The 19,177-nt window shown below is 72.0% G+C and carries 18 protein-coding genes and 1 riboswitch; of the genes, 10 read left to right on the top strand and 8 right to left on the bottom strand.

Annotated features, from left to right (window positions below):
• Nucleotides 1–73: 73 nt before the first annotated feature.
• Together OHA81_RS06210 and OHA81_RS06205 are read left to right on the top strand one after the other, a co-directional pair.
• The gene (locus tag OHA81_RS06210; RefSeq protein WP_329193547.1) at nucleotides 74–1,528 is read left to right on the top strand and encodes an amino acid transporter; all 1,455 of its coding nucleotides are present in this window, start codon (nucleotides 74–76) and stop codon (nucleotides 1,526–1,528) included.
• A 10-nt stretch (nucleotides 1,529–1,538) separates the two neighbouring features.
• Nucleotides 1,539–1,994 (top strand): Lrp/AsnC family transcriptional regulator, encoded by a 456-nt coding sequence (locus OHA81_RS06205; protein WP_030027017.1) that lies wholly within the window; start codon nucleotides 1,539–1,541, stop codon nucleotides 1,992–1,994.
• A 16-nt stretch (nucleotides 1,995–2,010) separates the two neighbouring features.
• Here the strand turns inward: OHA81_RS06205 and OHA81_RS06200 are convergent, their stop codons facing one another.
• A complete protein-coding gene (locus OHA81_RS06200; protein ID WP_329193544.1) occupies nucleotides 2,011–2,313 on the bottom strand; it encodes a WhiB family transcriptional regulator in 303 nt (100 codons plus the stop codon).
• A 152-nt stretch (nucleotides 2,314–2,465) separates the two neighbouring features.
• Complete coding sequence (locus OHA81_RS06195; protein WP_329193542.1) at nucleotides 2,466–3,212, bottom strand: GNAT family N-acetyltransferase; 747 nt, start codon at nucleotides 3,210–3,212, stop codon at nucleotides 2,466–2,468.
• A gap of 300 nt (nucleotides 3,213–3,512) precedes the next feature.
• Between OHA81_RS06195 and OHA81_RS06190 the strand changes: the two genes are divergently transcribed.
• Complete coding sequence (locus OHA81_RS06190) at nucleotides 3,513–4,313, top strand: carbon-nitrogen hydrolase family protein (RefSeq protein WP_329193540.1); 801 nt, start codon at nucleotides 3,513–3,515, stop codon at nucleotides 4,311–4,313.
• Nucleotides 4,314–4,382: 69 nt separating this feature from the next.
• Nucleotides 4,383–6,092: a flavin monoamine oxidase family protein gene (locus tag OHA81_RS06185; RefSeq protein ID WP_329193538.1), complete on the top strand. Its 1,710-nt coding sequence runs from the start codon at nucleotides 4,383–4,385 to the stop codon at nucleotides 6,090–6,092.
• Between the two features lie 87 nt (nucleotides 6,093–6,179).
• On the opposite strand, the gene OHA81_RS06180 is transcribed toward OHA81_RS06185, so the two are convergent.
• From OHA81_RS06180 to OHA81_RS06155, 6 genes are all read right to left on the bottom strand, one after another.
• Nucleotides 6,180–6,854 carry a DUF5995 family protein gene (locus OHA81_RS06180; protein WP_329193537.1) on the bottom strand — a complete coding sequence of 225 codons (675 nt, stop codon included), beginning with the start codon at nucleotides 6,852–6,854 and terminating at the stop codon, nucleotides 6,180–6,182.
• A gap of 76 nt (nucleotides 6,855–6,930) precedes the next feature.
• Nucleotides 6,931–8,325 (bottom strand): uracil-xanthine permease family protein, encoded by a 1,395-nt coding sequence (locus OHA81_RS06175; RefSeq protein WP_329193535.1) that lies wholly within the window; start codon nucleotides 8,323–8,325, stop codon nucleotides 6,931–6,933.
• A 79-nt stretch (nucleotides 8,326–8,404) separates the two neighbouring features.
• The gene (locus OHA81_RS06170; RefSeq protein ID WP_329193534.1) at nucleotides 8,405–9,622 is read right to left on the bottom strand and encodes an MFS transporter; all 1,218 of its coding nucleotides are present in this window, start codon (nucleotides 9,620–9,622) and stop codon (nucleotides 8,405–8,407) included.
• Between the two features lie 232 nt (nucleotides 9,623–9,854).
• The gene (locus OHA81_RS06165; protein WP_329193532.1) at nucleotides 9,855–10,592 is read right to left on the bottom strand and encodes an SDR family oxidoreductase; all 738 of its coding nucleotides are present in this window, start codon (nucleotides 10,590–10,592) and stop codon (nucleotides 9,855–9,857) included.
• Between the two features lie 31 nt (nucleotides 10,593–10,623).
• Nucleotides 10,624–11,541 carry an RNA polymerase sigma-70 factor gene (locus OHA81_RS06160; RefSeq protein ID WP_329193530.1) on the bottom strand — a complete coding sequence of 306 codons (918 nt, stop codon included), beginning with the start codon at nucleotides 11,539–11,541 and terminating at the stop codon, nucleotides 10,624–10,626.
• Nucleotides 11,542–11,613: 72 nt separating this feature from the next.
• On the bottom strand, nucleotides 11,614–13,971 hold the full coding sequence (locus OHA81_RS06155; protein ID WP_329193528.1) for a chitinase C-terminal domain-containing protein: 2,358 nt from the start codon (nucleotides 13,969–13,971) through the stop codon (nucleotides 11,614–11,616).
• A gap of 345 nt (nucleotides 13,972–14,316) precedes the next feature.
• Nucleotides 14,317–14,447, top strand: a riboswitch (FMN riboswitch).
• Nucleotides 14,448–14,598: 151 nt separating this feature from the next.
• Here OHA81_RS06155 and ribD point away from each other — a divergent pair.
• From ribD to OHA81_RS06125, 6 genes are read left to right on the top strand one after another with little or no spacing between them, the layout of a single operon-like run.
• Nucleotides 14,599–15,744 (top strand): bifunctional diaminohydroxyphosphoribosylaminopyrimidine deaminase/5-amino-6-(5-phosphoribosylamino)uracil reductase RibD, encoded by a 1,146-nt coding sequence (ribD, locus tag OHA81_RS06150; RefSeq protein ID WP_329193527.1) that lies wholly within the window; start codon nucleotides 14,599–14,601, stop codon nucleotides 15,742–15,744.
• Nucleotides 15,745–16,368 carry a riboflavin synthase gene (locus OHA81_RS06145; RefSeq protein ID WP_329193525.1) on the top strand — a complete coding sequence of 208 codons (624 nt, stop codon included), beginning with the start codon at nucleotides 15,745–15,747 and terminating at the stop codon, nucleotides 16,366–16,368. It begins immediately after the preceding gene.
• Nucleotides 16,365–17,018, top strand: a complete 654-nt coding sequence (locus OHA81_RS06140) for a nicotinamide mononucleotide transporter family protein (protein WP_329193523.1) — start codon at nucleotides 16,365–16,367, stop codon at nucleotides 17,016–17,018. The genes OHA81_RS06145 and OHA81_RS06140 overlap by 4 nt, the downstream gene beginning before the upstream one ends.
• Nucleotides 17,015–18,316 (top strand): bifunctional 3,4-dihydroxy-2-butanone-4-phosphate synthase/GTP cyclohydrolase II, encoded by a 1,302-nt coding sequence (locus OHA81_RS06135; RefSeq protein ID WP_329193520.1) that lies wholly within the window; start codon nucleotides 17,015–17,017, stop codon nucleotides 18,314–18,316. The genes OHA81_RS06140 and OHA81_RS06135 overlap by 4 nt, the downstream gene beginning before the upstream one ends.
• Nucleotides 18,317–18,365: 49 nt before the next feature.
• Nucleotides 18,366–18,851 carry a 6,7-dimethyl-8-ribityllumazine synthase gene (ribH, locus tag OHA81_RS06130; RefSeq protein WP_007262951.1) on the top strand — a complete coding sequence of 162 codons (486 nt, stop codon included), beginning with the start codon at nucleotides 18,366–18,368 and terminating at the stop codon, nucleotides 18,849–18,851.
• A gap of 35 nt (nucleotides 18,852–18,886) precedes the next feature.
• Nucleotides 18,887–19,168, top strand: a complete 282-nt coding sequence (locus OHA81_RS06125; protein ID WP_190187088.1) for a phosphoribosyl-ATP diphosphatase — start codon at nucleotides 18,887–18,889, stop codon at nucleotides 19,166–19,168.
• The last annotated feature ends 9 nt before the right edge of the window (nucleotides 19,169–19,177 follow it).

The following is a 19,177-nucleotide window of genomic DNA, read 5'->3' as shown; positions in this document are numbered from 1 at the left end:
CGCCTGTTCCTGCTCCGGACCGCTGCGGTCGACGCCTGAGAGTCCCCATCCGCAGTGTCAAAGGAGTCCTTTCGTGCTCGAAACCGGCCAGGCGCCACCGCTCACGTCCGAGCCCAGCAAGCCTGCCCATCCTTTGCTGCGCCGCAAGCCGGTCGAGCAGCTGGTCGCCGAGGGCGGCCAGGGTGAGGGCGGATCGCTGCGCCGCTCGCTCACCATGTGGCAGCTCACGATGATCAGCATCGGCGCGACCCTGGGCACCGGCATCTTCGTCGTCCTCGGCGAAGCCGCTCCCAAGGCCGGCCCGGCCGTGACGATCTCCTTCGTCATCGCGGGCCTGACCGCGCTGTTCTCGGCCCTGTCCTACGCCGAACTGGCCGGGTCCGTCCCGGTGTCGGGATCCTCGTACTCGTACTCCTACGCCACCATGGGCGAGTTCATCGCCTGGATCTGCGGCTGGTGCCTGGTCCTGGAGTACGCGGTGTCCGTCGCGGCGGTCGCCGTCGGCTGGGGCCAGTACCTCAACGAACTGCTCGACGGGACCATAGGCGTCACCCTCCCGGAGAAGCTCGCCGCCCCGATGGGCGAGGGCGGCTGGATCAACCTGCCCGCGCTGGTCGTGGTCCTGCTCGCGATGGTCTTCCTGATGCGCGGCGCCAAGGAGAGCGCCACGATCAACTCGATCATGGTCGGCGTGAAGATCGTGACGCTCGTGCTCTTCATCGGCATCGGCGTCATGGGCATCAAGTCCGGCAACTACACCCCGCTGGCACCGCTCGGCGTCACCGGCATCAGCGCCGCCGCCTCCACGCTCTTCTTCTCCTACATCGGCTTCGACGCCGCCTCCACCGCCGGTGAGGAAGCCAAGAACCCGAAGAAGGACCTGCCGCGCGCGATCATGCTCTCGCTGGGCATCGTCACGGTCCTCTACGTCCTCGTCGCCTTCGTCGCCGTCGGCGCCATGCCCTGGCAGGACTTCGAGGGCACCGAGGCCGCGCTCGCCCAGATCATGACCAACGTCACCGGCACCAGCGTCTGGGGCGTCGTCCTCGCCGCCGGCGCGGTCGTCGCCATCGCCTCCGTCGTCTTCGCCGTGCTCTACGGCCAGACCCGCATCCTCTTCGCGATGTCCCGCGACGGCCTGGTCCCGAAGGTCTTCGCCAAGGTCGACGCCAAGACCGGCGCCCCGCGCGCCAACGTGGTGATCGTCTCGCTGTTCTGCGGCGCGCTCGCCGCCTTCATCCCGCTCGGCGAGCTGGCGAACGCCACCAGCATCGGCACGCTCTTCGCCTTCGCCCTGGTCAACGTCGCCGTCGTCATCCTGCGCCGCACCAAGCCCGACATGCCGCGCACCTTCAAGGTGGCGCTGTTCCCGGTGACGCCGATCCTCGGCTTCCTCGCCTGCGCCTACATGATGTACAGCCTGCCGGGCGCCACGTGGGTCGCGTTCGGTGTCTGGATGGCCGTCGGCCTCGTGGTCTACTTCCTGTACGGCATCCGCCGCTCCCGATTGGCCACGGCAGAGAAGTGATCCACCCGCAGTGCGACTGAACGATCTCGACGAACGCATCGTGCACGCCCTCGCCGAGGACGCCCGCCGCTCCTACGCGGACATCGGCTCCGAGGTCGGGCTCTCCGCCCCCGCCGTCAAGCGGCGCGTGGACCGGCTGCGCGCGGAAGGAGCCATCACCGGCTTCACCGTCCGTGTGGACCCGGCCGCCATGGGCTGGGAGACCGAGGGCTTCATCGAGATCTACTGTCGCCACAACACCTCGCCGGACGACATCCGGCGCGGCCTGGAGCGGTACCCCGAGGTGGTGTCCGCGTCGACCGTCACCGGCGACGCGGACGCCCTCGTCCAGATCTTCGCCTCCGACATGCGGCACTTCGAGCGGGTCCTGGAGCGCATCGCGGGCGAGCCGTTCGTAGAGCGCACCAAGTCGGTCCTGGTCCTCTCCCCGCTGCTGCGCCGCTTCACCTCCGGCGCCCCGGCCTGACCCCTGGGCGGTCCGCCTAGGCCGATTGCTTGACGCGGGCCGGCGCGTGCGCGTCGAGGAGGGCCCGGCGCTCCTCCTCGGTGAGGCCGCCCCACACCCCGAAAGGCTCGCGGGTCGTCAGCGCGTGCTCCAGGCAGGCCGCGCGCACGGGGCATCCGGCGCAGACGCGCTTGGCCGCCTCGTCCCGGACCTCGCGGTCCTCGCCCCGCTCACCGGCGGGGTGGAAGAACCGGCCGGAACCCAGGTCCCTACAGGCGGCGCGGGACTGCCACTGCCAGTAGTGGTGGGCGGAACCCGGCAGGCGGGAGACGTCGGACATGGCGGTTCCTTTCCGTGGGAAGTCGTCGGTACCAGCGCGTGTGACCCTTCCCCGCGCACTGAAACCCCTTCTCCCGCACCGAAGCCCCTTCTCCCGTACGGGAATCCCCGTCTTCCGGCCCACCGCCGCCGGCCGTACTCGACGAACCCGCGTTACGGCTTCCTCTCCCCGGCCGGGTCCGCGTCCGGCCCGGCGCCCGGGGTGCGCAGCCCGATGAACACCGGCTCGCGGCGCAGGGTGAACCCCATCGACCGGTACAGCCGGATCGCGCCGGTGTTCGCGGCGGCCGCGTGCAGGAAGGGGACGTCCCCGCGCTCGCGCACGGCGGCGGCCACCGCGCGGACCAGCCGCCCGGCCAGGCCCTCACCCCGGTGGCCGGGATGCGTGCACACCGCGCTGATCTCCGACCAGCCGGGCGGCCGCATCCGCTCCCCGGCCATCGCGACCAGCCGGCCCCCGCGCCGGATCCCGAGGTACGTGCACAGCTCCACGGTGCGCACGGCGAACGGGCCCGGCTGGGTGAGGCGCACCAGCTCCAGCATTTCGGGTACGTCGGCCGGGCCCAGCCGGACCGCCTCCGGGTCGGCCTCGGCCCGTACCTCGCGGCCGTCCAGCTGCACGCCCGGGATGGAGCGCAGCGTCCGCCACCCGTCGGGGGGCGTCGGCAGGCCGGTGAGCCACACCTCCCGGCCCGGCCCGACCAGTGACGCCAGGTCCGCCCAGGCCAGCGGGTCCGCCGGGTCGGCGAGGGCGGCGAAGGCGTTGGCGTCCGGCTGGTAGCGGGCCGCGCGGCCGGCCACCTCGGCGAAGTCCCGGTGCGTACCCGTGAGGGCGGCCCAGACCGGGTTGTCGAGGGGGTGGGCGCCGGTGGCGGTGAGGGTGTCCGAGTCGGGGGACATGGAGTGCCGGATCCTTCGGGTCGGGGGGAGGGCCAAGGGCGTCAGCGTCCGCGAGGGGCGGTTTATGCCCGGCTGACCGGGGGCTCGTCACCGTCCGGCGTCCGCCCCCGCGTACCCTCGTAGCTACGCCGCCGACGCCCAGGGGCCCAGCCGTGAAGGCCCCGCGCAACGAATCTCCGTACCGGCTGCGAAATACGCAACGAATCGATGCTCCGAGCGCAACGGAGACATCTTGTCGCGGTCGAACGGACGAACGTACCGTCTAAGGACACCCTCCCCACCCGTCACAGAGGTACGCCCATGCCCCCGCTGCGCACCGCTCTCCTCCAGAGCTCCGGAGTCCTCGGCGATCCCGCCGGGAACCTCAAGAGGCTCGACGAGGCCGCGTCGCGCGCCGCACAGGGCGGGGCCGGGCTCCTCGTGACTTCGGAGATGTTCCTGACCGGCTACGCGCTGGACCTCCAGGACATCCCCGGGCTCGCCGAAGCGGCCGACGGCCCGTCCGCCGTCGCCATCGGCGAGATCGCCCGCCGCCACGGCGTCGCCGTCCTGTACGGCTACCCGGAGCGGGCGGGCGGGGCGGTCTACAACTCCGCCCAGCTCATCGGCCCCGACGGGACCGCGCTGGCGAACTACCGCAAGACCCACCTCTTCGGCTGCTTCGAACAGGACGCCTTCACCCCCGGCGACGCCCCCGTCGTCCAGGCGGACCTGAACGGCCTCCGCGTCGGCATCATGATCTGCTACGACGTGGAGTTCCCCGAGAACGTCCGGGCCCACGCGCTCGCCGGGACCGACCTCCTCCTGGTCCCGACCGCGCAGATGCACCCGTTCCAGTTCGTCGCCGAACAGCTGGTCCCGGTACGGGCCTTCGAGAACCAGATGTACGTCGCGTACGTCAACCGGACCGGCCCCGAGGGCGAATTCGAGTTCGTCGGCCTCAGCTGCCTGGCCAGCCCCGACGGGGTCACCCGCACCCGGGCCGGCCGCGGCGAGGAGATGGTCCTCGGCGACGTCGACCCGGAGCTGCTGCGGGTCTCGCGCGAGACCAACCCGTACCTGCGCGACCGCCGCCCGGGGCTCTACGCCTCCCTCGTCTGACCTCCCCGGGCCGCCCCCGCCCGCACCCACCACCTGCCGCACAGTCCGTTCGCAAGGAGCCGTACCCCCATGACGTCCACGGTGCCCCCCGCCGTCCCGCACAGCGACGGACAGCCCCCGATCACCATGTTCGGTCCGGACTTCCCGTACGCGTACGACGACTTCCTCGCCCACCCGGCGGGGCTCGGCCAGATACCGGCGACCGAGTTCGGCACCGAGGTCGCCGTCATCGGAGGCGGGCTCTCCGGCATCATCTCCGCCTACGAGCTGATGAAGATGGGCCTCAAGCCCGTCGTCTACGAGGCGGACCAGATCGGCGGCCGCCTGCGCACCGTCGGCTTCGAGGGCGCCGGCACCGAGGGCCTGACCGCGGAGATGGGCGCCATGCGCTTCCCGCCCTCCTCCACCGCCCTCCAGCACTACATCGACCTCGTCGGCCTGGTGACGGAGCCCTTCCCGAACCCGCTCGCCGAGTCCACCCCCTCCACGGTCGTCGACCTCAAGGGCGAGACGCACTACGCCGAGACCATCGCGGACCTCCCGCAGATCTACCGCGACGTGTCCGCCGCCTGGAACGCCTGCCTGGACGAGGGCGCCGACTTCTCCGACATGAACACCGCGATGCGCGAGCGGGACGTCCCGCGCATCCGCGAGATCTGGGCCAAGCTGGTCGAGAAGCTCGACGACGAGACCTTCTACGGCTTCCTCTGCAAGTCCGAGGCCTTCCAGTCCTTCCGCAAGCGCGAGATCTTCGGGCAGGTCGGCTTCGGTACCGGTGGCTGGGACACCGACTTCCCGAACTCCATCCTGGAGATCCTGCGCGTCGTCTACACCGAGGCCGACGACCACCACCGCGGCATCGTCGGCGGCTCGCAGCAGCTGCCGCTGCGCCTGTGGGAGCGCGAGCCCGAGAAGATCGTCCACTGGGCCCAGGGCACCTCGCTGTCGTCCCTGCACGACGGCACCCCGCGCCCGGCCGTGACCCGCCTGCACCGCACCGCCGGCAACCGCATCACGGTCACCGACGCCTCCGGCGACATCCGCACGTACCGCGCCGCGATCTTCACGGCCCAGTCCTGGATGCTCCTGTCGAAGATCGAGTGCGACGACACGCTCTTCCCGATCGACCACTGGACGGCGATCGAGCGCACCCACTACATGGAGTCCAGCAAGCTCTTCATCCCCGTCGACAGGCCGTTCTGGCTGGACAAGGCCGTCGACGACGCGGGGAACCCGACGGGCCGGGACGTCATGTCGATGACGCTGACGGACCGCATGACCCGCGGCACCTACCTGCTGGACAACGGCCCGGACCAGCCGGCCGTCATCTGCCTGTCGTACACCTGGTGCGACGACAGCCTCAAGTGGCTGCCGCTGTCCGCGAACGAGCGGATGGAGGTCATGCTCAAGTCCCTCGGCGAGATCTACCCGAAGGTCGACATCCGCCGCCACATCATCGGCAACCCGGTGACCGTGTCCTGGGAGAACGAGCCCTACTTCATGGGCGCGTTCAAGGCCAACCTGCCCGGCCACTACCGCTACCAGCGCCGCCTGTTCACCCACTTCATGCAGGACCGCCTCCCCGAGGACAAGCGCGGCATCTTCCTCGCGGGCGACGACATCTCCTGGACGGCGGGCTGGGCCGAGGGTGCGGTCCAGACGGCCCTCAACGCGGTCTGGGGCGTGATGCACCACCTGGGCGGCTCCACCGACTCCACCAACCCCGGCCCGGGCGACGTCTACGACGAGATCGCCCCGGTCGAACTCCCCGAGGACTGACCGGTCCCCGGCCCCTGATCACGGGCCGCCCCCGCGCTTCCCCCGGCGCGGCGGCGGCCCGTTCTCATGCCCGGCGCCGCGGAACCCTCACGTGGCGAAGGCGCGGGCCGTACGGGGAACCGGCGCCGTCGGAGTCAGCAGGCACCGGCCCACCAGGCCGACGCCCGCGTCGAGGGACTCGCGGAACTCCTCGGCGAGCTCCGGGGCGCCGCGCAGCGTCCACAGGAGCCGGGCCGCCGCCCAGGCGCCCGAGCGGGCGCGGTCCAGGCTCCAGGAGCCGAGCAGGTGCGTCAGCGGATCGGCGACCTCCAGCAGGTCGGGGCCGGGCATCAGGTCCTCGCGGATGCGTTCCTCCAAGGAGACCAGCACGTCCCCGACCCGGTCGAAGTCCGCTTCCAGGGCCGCCGGTTCGCAGTCCAGGCGGCGGCAGGTGGAGACCACCGCCAGCGCCAGGTCGTGGCCGATGTGCGCGTTGATCCCGGCCAGCGCGTGCTGGAGCGGGCGCACGCCGGGGTGGCGGCGGTACTGGAGCAGAGGCCGCCAGCAGGCCGGGGCCCGGTCCGTTTCCACCGCCGCCAGATAGCGCTCGGCGAAGCGGACCGTGAGGGTCTGGGCCCGGCGCGGCGCGGGGAAGTCCCCGTCCCGGACGCGCCGCTGGAGCGCCTCCGTCACCGTCAGGTAGACCCGGTTGAAGACCGCGACACCGTCCCGCGCGGGCAGCCGCTCGTCCAGGGCGCGCATCCGCGCGAGCACCGCTTCCATGGGAGGCAGCGTCGCAGCCCGGACCGCCCGATCGGGGAACTTGGCCGTGGCCTTCCCCGGTTCGGGCGAAACACCGTCAACCGCGCTTGTCCCCGGACTCCGGGTCGTCGTAGCCGGAGGCACCCGCGTCGAGCAGCGGCCGCTGCTCCTTGAGGTGCGCGGGGGCGAAGTACCGCAGCGTGTGGTAGCCGGTGATCACCACGATCGTGCCGAGCGCGATGCCGCCCAGCTCGAACGTGCCAGTGATGTGCAGCTCGACCCCGCCGATGCCGATGATGATGCCCGCGGCGGCCGGTACGAGGTTCAGCGGATTGCGCAGGTCCACCCGGGCGTTCAGCCAGATCTGCGCCCCGAGCAGGCCGATCATCCCGTAGAGGACCACGGTGATGCCGCCGAGCACCCCGCCGGGGATCGCCGCGACGACCGCCCCGAACTTCGGGCACAGGCCGAACAGCAGGGCGAAGCCCGCCGCCGCCCAGTACGCCGCCGTCGAGTAGACGCGCGTCGCCGCCATGACGCCGATGTTCTCGGAGTACGTGGTGTTCGGCGGGCCGCCGAGCGCGGTCGACAGCATGGAGGCCGCGCCGTCGGCCGCGATGGCGGTACCGAGCTTGTCGTCGAGCGGGTCGCCGGTCATCTCCCCGACGGCCTTGATGTGTCCCGCGTTCTCCGCGATGAGCGCGATGACGACGGGCAGCGCGATGAGGATCGCCGACCATTCGAAGGCGGGGGCGTGGAAGGACGGCAGCCCGATCCACTCCGCCTCGCCGACCCCCGAGAGGTCCAGGCGCCAGTGGTCGACCGCCGGCCCGCCGCCCACCGTCGAGTGGATCTTGCCGAAGACGAGGTCGAAGACCCAGGAGATCGCGTACCCGAAGAGCAGCCCCAGGAAGATCGCGATCCGCGACCAGAAGCCGCGCAGGCAGACCACGGCCAGCCCGGTGAAGAGCATCACCAGCAACGCCGTCCACTGGTCCTGCGGCCAGTACGTCGACGCCGTCACCGGAGCCAGGTTGAAGCCGATCAGCATCACCACGGCGCCCGTGACCACCGGAGGCATCGCCGCGTGGATGATCCGCGCCCCGAAGCGCTGTACGGCCAGACCCGCGAGGAAGAGCGCCGCCCCGACCACGAACACCGCGCCCGTGACGACGGCGCTGTCCCCGCCGCCCGCCCGGATCGCCGCGGCGACACCCACGAAGGACAGGGAACAGCCCAGGTAGGAAGGCACCCGGCCGCGCGTCGCCAGCAGGAACACGACGGTCGCGACACCCGACATCATGATGGCGAGGTTCGGGTCCAGGCCCATGAGGACCGGAGCGACGAAGCTGGCGCCGAACATCGCCACCACGTGCTGGGCGCCGAGCCCGGCGGTACGCGGCCACGACAGCCGTTCGTCCGGCCGGACCACCGCGCCGGGTGCGGGGGTCCGCCCGTCCCCGTGCAGGGTCCAGCCCACGCCGAAGCCCATGTCCACCACTTCCGTTCCGCCGACCGGTCACCGATATCGGCTGCAGCCGGTCAACCACCCGCGCGAGCCAGCGGACATCCTACGGCCGGGTGGCGGCCGGTTCGTCCTGAGCGGCGGGGCCGCGGCCGCCCTCGCCCGCCGGCCCGCGCCGCAGCACCGCCGCCCCCGCGACCAGGCCGAACGCCAGCAGCGTGACCAGCCCGAACGACACCACGAGCGAGGTCGCGTCGGCCACCGCCCCGATCGCCGACGGCGCGATCAGGCCCGAGGTGTACGTGATCGTCGCCACCCCGGCGATGGCCTGCGCCGGAGCGGGCCCGCTCCGCGCCGCCGCGGCGAAGGCCAGCGGCACGACCACGGCGATGCCGAGCCCGATCAGGGCGAATCCCGCCAGGGCCCCCGCCGGATGCCGGACCGCGACCACCGACAGCCCGCCCGCGGTGGCCAGTACGCCGCCCGCCCGCACGGTGCGCACCGGGCCGAAGCGGTCCACCACCCGGTCCCCGCAGAGCCGTGCGACGGCCATGGTCAGTGCGAACGCGGTGGTGCAGGCGGCCGCGAGGCCCGCGTCGGTGTGCAGTACGTCGCGCAGGTAGACGGCGGACCAGTCCAGGCCCGCGCCCTCGGCGAAGACGGCGCAGAACCCGACCGCGCCGATGAGCAGCGCCGACTTCGGCGGCAGGGTGAAGTGCGGGGGCGCCTCGGCCTGCGCGTCACCGCCCGGATCCAGGACCCCGTGCACGGCGACCAGCCCGGCCGCCGTCAGGGCGAGCGCGGCCAGGAGGTGGTGCAGCCGGGCATCGGTACCCGCGTGCGCGGCGACCGTACCGGCGGCCGAGCCGATCAGGGCCCCCACGCTCCACATGCCGTGCAGGGAGGACATGATCGAGCGGCCGAGCCGGTCCTCGGTCTCCACGCCGAGCGCGTTCATCGCCACGTCGGACATGCCGGAGGTGGCGCCGTAGACGAACAGGGCGCCGCAGAGGGCGGGCAGGCCGGGGGCGAGGCCCGGCAGGACGAGGGACGCGGTCCACAGGACCAGCAGGCCGCGCAGCGCGGTACGCGTCCCGAAGCGGTGGCTGATCCGGCCGGCGAGCGGCATCGCGAGGGCGGCGCCGAGGGCGGGGAAGGCGAGGGCCAGGCCCAGCGTGCCCGCGCCGAGCCCGGCGTGCTCCTGGATCCAGGGGATGCGGGTGGCGAACGAGCCGGTGACCGCACCGTGGACGCAGAAGACGGCGGCGATCGCGAGCCGGGCGCTGCGCAGGCGGGTGGGGGTGGGGGCGGGCCCGGTCGTCATGCCGACAACCTACCGGTGGTTGCCGCGGCGAGGACGGGGCCCGTGCCCGGCCCGTGCCCGGCCCGGGGCCGCCCGAGGTGCGGTGCGGCGCCGCGGCGCGAGCGGTCCCGGCTGCGCCGGGCCCCGCGGGGCTCCGCCCCGCACCCCGCGCCTCAAACGCCGGCGGGGCTGGGAGGGGTTCGGCGGGGCCGGATGGGCCGGCCCAGATGCCGGCGGGGCCGGGCGGGGGTGGTCAGTGGGGGGTCTTCAGGTATTCAGCGAAGCTCTGGTGGCCCACCGCGCGGGTCGGGGTCAGGTGGCCGCCGCGGCGGAAGGCCGCGTAGGCCTTGCCCGCCAGCGGGACGTCCAGTACGCGGCGGCGGCGGCCCGTCGCCGCGAGGCCGGCGCGGGCCAGGTCCGACAGCGAGTGGATCTCCGGGCCGCCCATGTCCGGGACCCGCCCCGCCGGCACCGGCACCGCCAGTTCCGCGAGCCGGTCCGCGACCTCCCCGACCGAGATCGGCTGCATCCGTACCCCCTTGGGCACCGGTACCACCGGCAGCTTCCCCATCACGTCCACCACCCGCGCCACCAGGTCGTGGAACTGGGTCGTCCGCAGGATCGTGAGACCCAGCCCCGACTCCTCCAGCATCCGTTCCACCTTGAGCTTCGTCACGTAGTAGCCGTACGGCACCACGTCCACCCCGACGATCGAGATGTAGACGATGTTGGTCACGGTCCCCGCCCGCCGGGCCGCCTCGATCAGGTGCCCCGCCGCCACGTCGTCACCGCCCCGCGGTGAGCTCGCGCAGTGCACGACGACCTCGACGCCCGCCATCGCCGCGTCCAGTCCGCTGCCGTCCCGGAGGTCGACGGGGTACTCCTGCGAGTGCCGGCTCAGGACACGGACCTCGTGGCCCGCGTCCCGCAGCCGGGTGACGACGAGCGCCCCGACGGTGCCGGTGCCTCCGGTGACCAGGATCGTGCTCATGATGGGGTCTTCCTTCCCGGTAGAGGTGTGTTCACCAGCCAGGACCGGACGGCCTCCCCGGATGTGACAGCTGCCGCCGCAGGAACTCCAGCTTTTCCGGATTCAGCACGGCCCGCATGCCGGTCACCAGCCCGTCCGGCCCGTCCCCGAACTCCACGACCAGCACCCCCAGCTCGCCGAACACGAGCGCGGGCATCCCGTTGACCTCCGCCGGGGCGACCGGCAGGTCCGCCGCGTACTTGTTCAGGACGCCCACCAGGAACCGGGCCACCTTGTCCCGGCCCACGACCGGCCGCCGGGCCGCGCTGACCACCCCGCCGCCGTCCGACACCACCCGGACGTCGGCGCTCAGCAGGGTCTCCAGCCGTGCCACGTCCCCGTCGCGCGCGGCCGCCATGAAGGTGTCCACCAGGCCCTGCCAGCGCTGCGGGTCCGGCCGGAAGCGCGGACGCGGGGCCTCCACCCGCTGGGCCGCACGCCGGTACAGCTGCCGGGAGTTGGCCTCGGTGATGTCGAGCAGCCCGGCGATCTCCCGGTGCCCGTACGCGAAGGCCTCGCGCAGCACGTACACCGCCCGCTCGACCGGTGTGAGCTGCTCCAGCAGCACCAGCAGGGCCATCGAGACGCTGTCCCGCCGCTCCGCGGAGTCCAGTGGGCCGAGCGTGCCGTCCGAGGTGAGCACCGGTTCCGGGAGCCAGGGGCCGACGTACTCCTCGCGCCGGGCCCGGGCCGAGGTCAGCCGGTTCAGGCACAGGCGGGTCACCGTCTTCGCGAGCCAGGCGCCGGGGTGCTCGACGTCGCCCCGGTCGGCCGCGCTCCAGCGCAGGTACGCGTCCTGGACGGTGTCCTCGGCCTCGTGCGCGGAGCCCAGCATCCGGTAGGCGATGCCGAACATCCGGCCCCGGTGTTCTTCGAAGTCGGCCGCGGAGGCGGCTACAGGCGTGCTCACGTCGGCAGCGTACGCGGGAGGACCCGGTGGCCGCGGGGCCACCGGGTCCTGACCGTCACTCACCTGCGCGTGTCAGCAGGCGCCCTGGTCCCTCCAGACGCCCCAGTCGCCCGTGGTGCCGGGCTCCTCGTTCTGCGTCCACCACTGGGCCTTCCAGGTGTGGCCCTTGTGGGAGACGAGGTTCCCGCTGTTGTATACCGTGCCCGCGACGTACGCCGGGGCGGTGCAGGTCCCCCCGGGGGGAGTGGTCGGCGGGGTGGTCGGGGGAGTGGTCGGCGGGGTCGTGGGCGGCGTCGTCGGGGGCTGGGTGCCGCCCGGCTCGACCACCGTCGTGCCGCGCGCCAGGTCGCCGGCGAGGGCGTAGGCGGTGCCGGAGATGTTCACCGTCCAGTTGGAGGGTGTGGAGACAGGCAGGTAGTAGTTGAACGCCAGGTCCACCGAGGCGCCGGGAGCCAGCGTCTGCCAGGCCGGGAGTTTCAGCGAGACCCGCTGGAAGTCGCCCTTGAGGCCGCCGACGTTGTTGCCGGTGTGGCCGGCGCTGATCACCTTGGTGCCGAATCCGGACTGGTCGGAGGCGTTGGCCGGGGCCGAGGTCCCGTAGTCGAACTGGAACTCGGTGCCGCCGGGCAGCGTGGTCTTCGTGTTGTTCGTGATCTTGAGCTTGGGGGTGATCGGGTAGTTGGAGTCGCCCAGCTTGAACTCGGTGAACTCCGTCTTGATGTCCACGGCCCGCGCCGGGAGCGCGCTGCCCGCCGTCTTCGCCCCGTAGGGCGCGGCCGACTTGAACTTCTCGTACATCGTCGTGGTGAGCGTGTCACCCATCTCGTACTGGCCCTTGGCGGCGTTGTAGCCGTAGTCGCCCGCCAGTTCCCAGACCATCGTGCCGCCGATTCCCTTGTCCACCACGTAGTCGGCCTTGGCTGCGACGGACTGTTCGTCCTCCGTCGACAGGAAGACCTTCTTCTGGTCGTTCCACAGCCACGGAGCCACCAGCGTGGAGTCGTACTTGCGGACGTAGGTGCCGGTCAGCGAGGTGTTCGCGGGGAAGCCGTACTTCGTGACGTAGTCGCCGACGACGCCCTTCTCCAGGTTCTTCGCGTGCCACATCGGGTTGGAGCCGGCCGGGGATTCCTTGCCCGCCGTGTCCAGGTCGTGCCAGAGGTTGTCGATGCCGACCGCGCCGTCACCGCACTTGGTCAGTCCCGCACCTGCCGGACAGCTCGTGGCCGGGGCCCTGCCCCACAGGCCGTCCGTGCCGCCCTGCACGTTCTTGAAGCCGCGGGTGTAGTACGGCAGGCCCATGTTGATCCGGCCGGCGGGCATCGAGCCGCGGAAGTAGTGGTAGGCCCAGTCCGAGTTCAGGTAGCCGATGCCGCCGTACTGGGAGGTGGAGTAGACGCCCGCGGCGGCCAGTTCGCCGTCCTTGCCGTCGTCGAAGAGGGAGGCGTTGGGGCCGACGTACTCGTTCCAGGCGCCGTGCAGGTCGTAGGACATGATGTTGACGTAGTCCAGGTACTTCTGCATCTGGAACGTCTCCATGCCCCGCAGCAGGTACCCGGAGGAGGGCGCGGCCACCGAGAGCAGGTAGTGCCTGCCGTCGGCGGCGCCCGCGCGGTCGAGCCTCTCGCGCAGCGACTTCATCAGCGCGGCGTAGCCCTTGACCAGCCCGGCCCGGCGGGCGTTGGAGAGCTGCCAGTCCAGCGGGTTGCCCGCGTCCTTCATCGTCGTGGGGTACTCGTAGTCGATGTCGACGCCGTTGAAGCCGTACTTGCGGATGAACGCGACGGAGGAGTCGGCGAAGGTGTCGATGCCCGCCTGGTTGACGGAGCCGTCGGCGTTGGTGGCCATCGAGTAGAAGCCGCCGGAGGCGACGCGGTTGCCGTCGTCGCCGAAGTAACCGCCGGTCTCCGCCCAGCCGCCCACCGAGATCAGCGTCTTGACGTTCGGGTACTGCTTCTTGAATTTGTTCAGCAGGTTGAAGTGGCCCTTGTAGGGGAGGGCCGGGTCCATCTCGGCTCCGGCGACGCCGGGCCAGGTCATCCCGGTAGCGGCATTGGCGGCGCCGTCCGAGCCGACCGAGATCTTGTTGTCGGAACCGACGTGGGCGAAGGCGTAGTTCACGTGGGTGACCTTGGACCACGGGACGTCGTCGGCGAGGTAGGCGGGGGCGCCGTCCTTGCCGGTACGCCAGCCGGTGAAGTAGCCGATGACGCGCCGCTGGTGGTCGGCGCCCATCTTCTCGCGGCCTTCGGAGTCGTAGACCGAGCAGTACGGGACGTCGACACCGGGCGTCGTGTACAGCCCGTCGGGGCGGCAGCCCTGGTTGTCGGCGGCCTGGGAGACGCCCGTCGAGAGCCCGGCCGCCAGGAGTCCGGCGATCGCTGCGCCGGATGCCAGGAGCATCGCTCTCGTACGTGTGGGGGACGGCATGGTGCCTCCTGGGGAGGGGAGGATGGCGGGACACGACCTGGGGCAGCGTGGGGCAACGTGCGGAGGAGTGGCGCTGGTTGGCCCGTGGCGTGCGCACGCCGACGGACCGCCTCCCGGGGAAGATGAAGGGAACGTTAAGAGGACTAGACCACCGCGTCAATAGGTCTGGACCAAAGTGCCGTCGCGTGCGTGCGCGGGGTGTACGTACCGTGTGTGCGTGGCGCGTGCCGGGCTGCCGGTGGCGCAATAGCGGCGCTCAAGAACGGCCGGTTTGTGAGCCAGGCCACAGCGCCTCACCCGCATGGCCGCAGATCGCCCGTGGCACACTGGCCCTAGTACCAGTAGCAGCGCACTCCGGGGTCGGTGTAATTCCGAACCGGCGGTTATAGTCCGCGACCCGTCCGCAGCCAGCGGCCGGTTGACCAGGTGAAATTCCTGGACCGACGGTTAAAGTCCGGATGGGAGGCAGTGCGCGGCGGGCCAGTCACCGGTACGCCGCCGTCGGCGGTCCATCGGGCGTATCCCTCGGGATACCACCGAGCGGACCCGCTTTTCCGGCCTCGGCGTCCCCGCGTGTGCTTCCCGCTTCATCTGTCGTATCCCGACAGGCCCCGGAGTCCGTGCCCGATGAGGCAGGAGGACCCGGTGGCGACAGACGCCGCGCAGACCGCACCCGAGACGGGTGCCGCCGCCATGCGCCGGGCGATCGCCCTCGCGGCCCGCGGACTCGGCTCCACCAGCCCCAACCCCGTCGTCGGCTGTGTCATCACCGACGCCGCCGGAACGGTCGTCGGCGAGGGCTGGCACCAGCGGGCCGGCGGTCCGCACGCGGAGGTCCACGCCCTGCGCGCCGCGGGCCCCGCCGCCCGGGGCGGAACCGCCTACGTCACCCTCGAACCCTGCAACCACACCGGACGCACCGGCCCCTGCGCGCAGGCCCTCCTCGAAGCGGGCGTCACCCGCGTCGTCTACGCGGTCCCCGACCCCGACCCGCAGGCCAGTGGCGGCGCCGCCACCCTGCGCGCGGCCGGCGTCCAGACCGAGGGCGGCTTCCTGGAGGCCGAGGCCGAGGCCGGCAACATCGCGTGGCTGACCTCCGTACGCCTGGGCCGCCCCCACGTCACCTGGAAGTACGCCGCCACCCTCGACGGCCGCAGCGCCGCCGCCGACGGCAGCAGCCGCTGGATCACCTCCCCCGAATCCCGCGCCGACGTCCACCGGCTGCGCGCCGAGGCCGACGCCGTCCTCGTGGGCGGCGGAACCCTGCGTGCCGACGACCCGCACCTGGCCGTACGCGGCGTCGAAGGGGCCACCCAGCCGCTGCGCGTCGCCCTCGACACGCACGCCGCCCTCCTGCCCGGAGCCCGCATCCTCGACGACGCGGCCCCGACCCTGCTCGTCGTCGCCGAGGACGCCGACACCCGGCACCTGCCCGGCGTCGACCTGCTCCGGCTGCCCCTGCGCGACGGCCGCGTCCCCGTCCCCGAACTCCTCACGGCCCTGCACGCCCGGGGGGTGCGCTCCGTGTTCCTCGAAGGCGGTCCCACCCTGGCGGGCGCCTTCCTCGAAGCCGGGGCCGTCGACCGCGTCGTCGGCTACCTCGCCCCGGCCCTGCTCGGCTCCGGCCCCGCGGCCCTCGCCGACGCCGGCATCACCACCATCGCCCGGGCGGTGCGCCTCGACATCACCGAGGCCGTCCGCGTCGGCGCCGACCTGCGCATCACCGCCGTCCCCACCACTGCCGTCCCCACCACCGCCCCCAAGGAGCACTGAGTGTTCACCGGAATCGTCGAAGAACTGGGCGAGGTCACCGCCGTCGAGCAGCTCGCCGAAGCCTCGCGCTTCCGCCTGCGCGGCCCCCTCGTCACCGAGGGCGCGAAGCACGGCGACTCCATCGCCGTCAACGGCGTCTGCCTGACCGTCGTGGAGACCGCGGACGGCGAGTTCACCGCCGACGTCATGCAGGAGACCCTGAACCGCTCCAGCCTCGGCGCCCTGGCCAAGGGCTCGCGGGTCAACCTGGAGCGCCCGATGGCGCTCGGCGGACGCCTCGGGGGCCACCTGGTCCAGGGACACGTGGACGGCACCGGCGAGATCCTCTCCCGCACCCCCTCCGAGCACTGGGAGATCGTCAAGGTAGCCCTCCCGGCCCACCTGTCCCGCTACGTCGTGGAGAAGGGCTCCATCACCGTCGACGGCGTCAGCCTCACCGTCGTGGAGGCCGCCGCCGACTGGTTCACGGTCAGCCTCATCCCGACGACCCTCGCCCTGACCACGCTCGGCCGCAAGCAGCCCGGCGACCCGGTCAACCTGGAGGTCGACGTCCTCGCCAAATACGTCGAACGCCTGCTGGCCGCCGGAGTGGACCCGCTGCGCACCGAAGGAGAAGCCCAGTGAGCGCCCTGACCTGGCTCAACACCGAGGCCTTCGAGATCGTCGGCCAGAAGGTCATCTGGTCCGACATGATCGGCAACCTGATGGGCCTGGCCGCCCTCGCGCTCGGCTGGCGCCGCTCCATCTGGACCTGGCCCGCCCAGCTCCTGTCCGGCCTCATCCTCATCGCCGCCTACGCCTCCGCCCACCTCTCCGGCGGTGTCGGCAAGCAGCTCCTGGTCATCGGCGTGGCCGCATGGGGCTGGCGCGCCTGGCAGCGCGGCAGGCAGCAGGCCCAGGACGGCTCCATCGCCGTCCGCACCGCCACCTGGCGCGAGCGCGGCCTGCTCCTCGCCGGAGCGGCCCTCGGCACCCTCGCCGTGGGCGGCCTCTTCACCCTGTTCCCGGACCTGTCGTGGAGCCCCTGGGCCGACGCCTACATCTTCGTCGGCACCATCGTGGCGATGGTCGCCCAGGCCCGCGGCCTGGTCGAGTTCTGGGCGGCCTGGCTCCTCGTCGACCTCGTCGGCGTCCCGCTCGCCTTCACGGGCGGCCTGGCCTTCTCCGGCCTCGTCTACGTCGTCTACTTCGCACTCGTCCTGTGGGGCGCGTACGACTGGTACCAGCGCTCGCGCACCACCACCGCCCCGGCCCTCGAAGGAGCAACGGCATGACCCCCCTCAAGCCCGTGCCGGACGTGCCCGAAGACCTCCACGCGCAGACGTTCCGCCTCGACCCCGTCGAGCAGGCCATCCGGGACATCGCGGCAGGCCGCCCGGTCGTCGTCGTCGACGACGAGGACCGCGAGAACGAGGGGGACCTCGTCATCGCAGCCGAGAAGGCCACCCCCGAGATCATCGCGTTCATGATGAGCGAGTGCCGCGGCCTGATCTGCGCCCCCATGGAGGGGCCCGAACTGGACCGCCTCGAACTTCCCCAGATGGTCCAGCACAACACCGAGTCGATGAAGACCGCCTTCACCGTCTCCGTCGACGCGAGCGCCGCCCACGGCGTCAGCACCGGCATCTCCGCCGCCGACCGCGCCACCACCCTGCGGCTGCTGGCCGCCGGCACCAGCGAACCCTCGGACTTCGTCCGCCCCGGCCACATCTTCCCGCTGCGCGCCAAGGCCGGCGGCGTCCTGGTCCGCAACGGCCACACCGAGGCCGCCGTCGACCTCGCCCGCCTCGCGGGCCTGCGCCCGGCCGGCGCCATCGTGGAGATCGCCGGCGAGGACGGCGTGATGCTGCGGCTGCCCGAGCTGGTCCCCTTCGCCCGCAAGCACGGTCTGACGATCATCTCCATAGAGGATCTGATCGCCTACCGCCGCTCCGCCGAGCCGACCGTGCGCCGGGAGGCCGAGGTCAACCTGCCGACCGCCTTCGGCACGTTCACGGCCTACGGCTACCGCTCCACCGTCGACGGGGTCGAGCACGTCGCCCTCGTCCACGGCGAGGTCGGCGACGGCAGCGACATCCTGGTCCGCATGCACTCCGAGTGCCTGACCGGCGACATCTTCCAGTCCCAGCGCTGCGACTGCGGCCCGCAGCTGCACGCCTCCATGGCCCGCATCCAGGCCGAGGGCCGCGGCGTGGTCGTCTACCTGCGCGGCCACGAGGGCCGCGGCATCGGGCTGCTGTCCAAGCTGCGCGCGTACGAACTCCAGGAGCGCGGCCGCGACACCCTGGACGCCAACCTGGAGCTCGGCCTGCCCGCCGACGCCCGCGACTACGGGGCCGGCGCGCAGATCCTCGCCGACCTCGGCGTCCGCAGCGTGCGGCTGCTCACCAACAACCCCGACAAGGCGGACGCCCTCGTCGGCCACGGCATCGCCGTCGCCGGCCGGGAGTCGATGCCGATCGAGGCCGGCGAGCACAACCTGCGGTACCTGCGCACCAAGCGCGACCGCATGGGCCACGACCTGCCCTGGCTGGAAGGGCCCGTGACCACCTCCGCCTGCGGCAACCAGTAACCCCGTCACCACCCCACCCACCTACGCACGACCAACGAGGAGCAGAGCTGTGAGCGGCAAGGGCGCACCCGAACTGAGCGTGAAGAACTGCGGCGACCTGCGGGTCGCCGTGATCGCGGCCCAGTGGCACGAGAAGGTCATGGACGGGCTGGTCGACGGCGCCCTGCGGGCCCTGCACGAGCTGGGCATCGACGAGCCCACCCTGCTGCGCGTCCCCGGCAGCTTCGAGCTGCCGGTCGTGGCGAAGGTACTGGCCGGTCGCGGCTACGATGCCATCGTCGCCCTCGGTGTGGTCATCCGCGGCGGCACCCCGCACTTCGACTACGTCTGCCAGGGCGTCACCCAAGGCCTGGTACAGGTGTCGATCGACACCGGAGTCCCCGTCGGCTTCGGTGTCCTGACCTGCGACAACGATGAGCAGGCGCTGGACCGCGCCGGGCTTGAGGGGTCGAACGAGGACAAGGGGCACGAAGCGGTCACCGCCGCCGTCTCCACCGCCATGACCCTGCGGACCGTCAGCGAACCCTGGCGCTGAGTGGCGGCGGGGGACCCCTTATTCTGAGGACCATCATGGCGAACAAACCCTCCAAGAGCTTCGAAGAGCTCTTCACCGAGCTCCAGCTCAAGGCCGCCAACGGCGACCCCAGCTCCTCCCGTACCGCCGAGCTCGTCGGCAAGGGCGTCCATGCCATCGGCAAGAAGGTCGTCGAGGAGGCCGCCGAGGTCTGGATGGCCGCCGAGTACGAGGGCAAGGAAGCCGCCGCCGAGGAGATCTCCCAGCTGCTCTACCACGTCCAGGTGATGATGGTCGCGCGCGGGATCTCCCTCGACGACGTCTACGCGCACCTCTAGGCCGGAGCT

Source organism: Streptomyces sp. NBC_00667 (assembly GCF_036226825.1).
GTDB lineage: Bacteria > Actinomycetota > Actinomycetes > Streptomycetales > Streptomycetaceae > Streptomyces.
The sequence above is the reverse complement of the archived record's forward strand: the minus strand, read 5'-3'. Positions and strand labels throughout refer to the sequence as shown.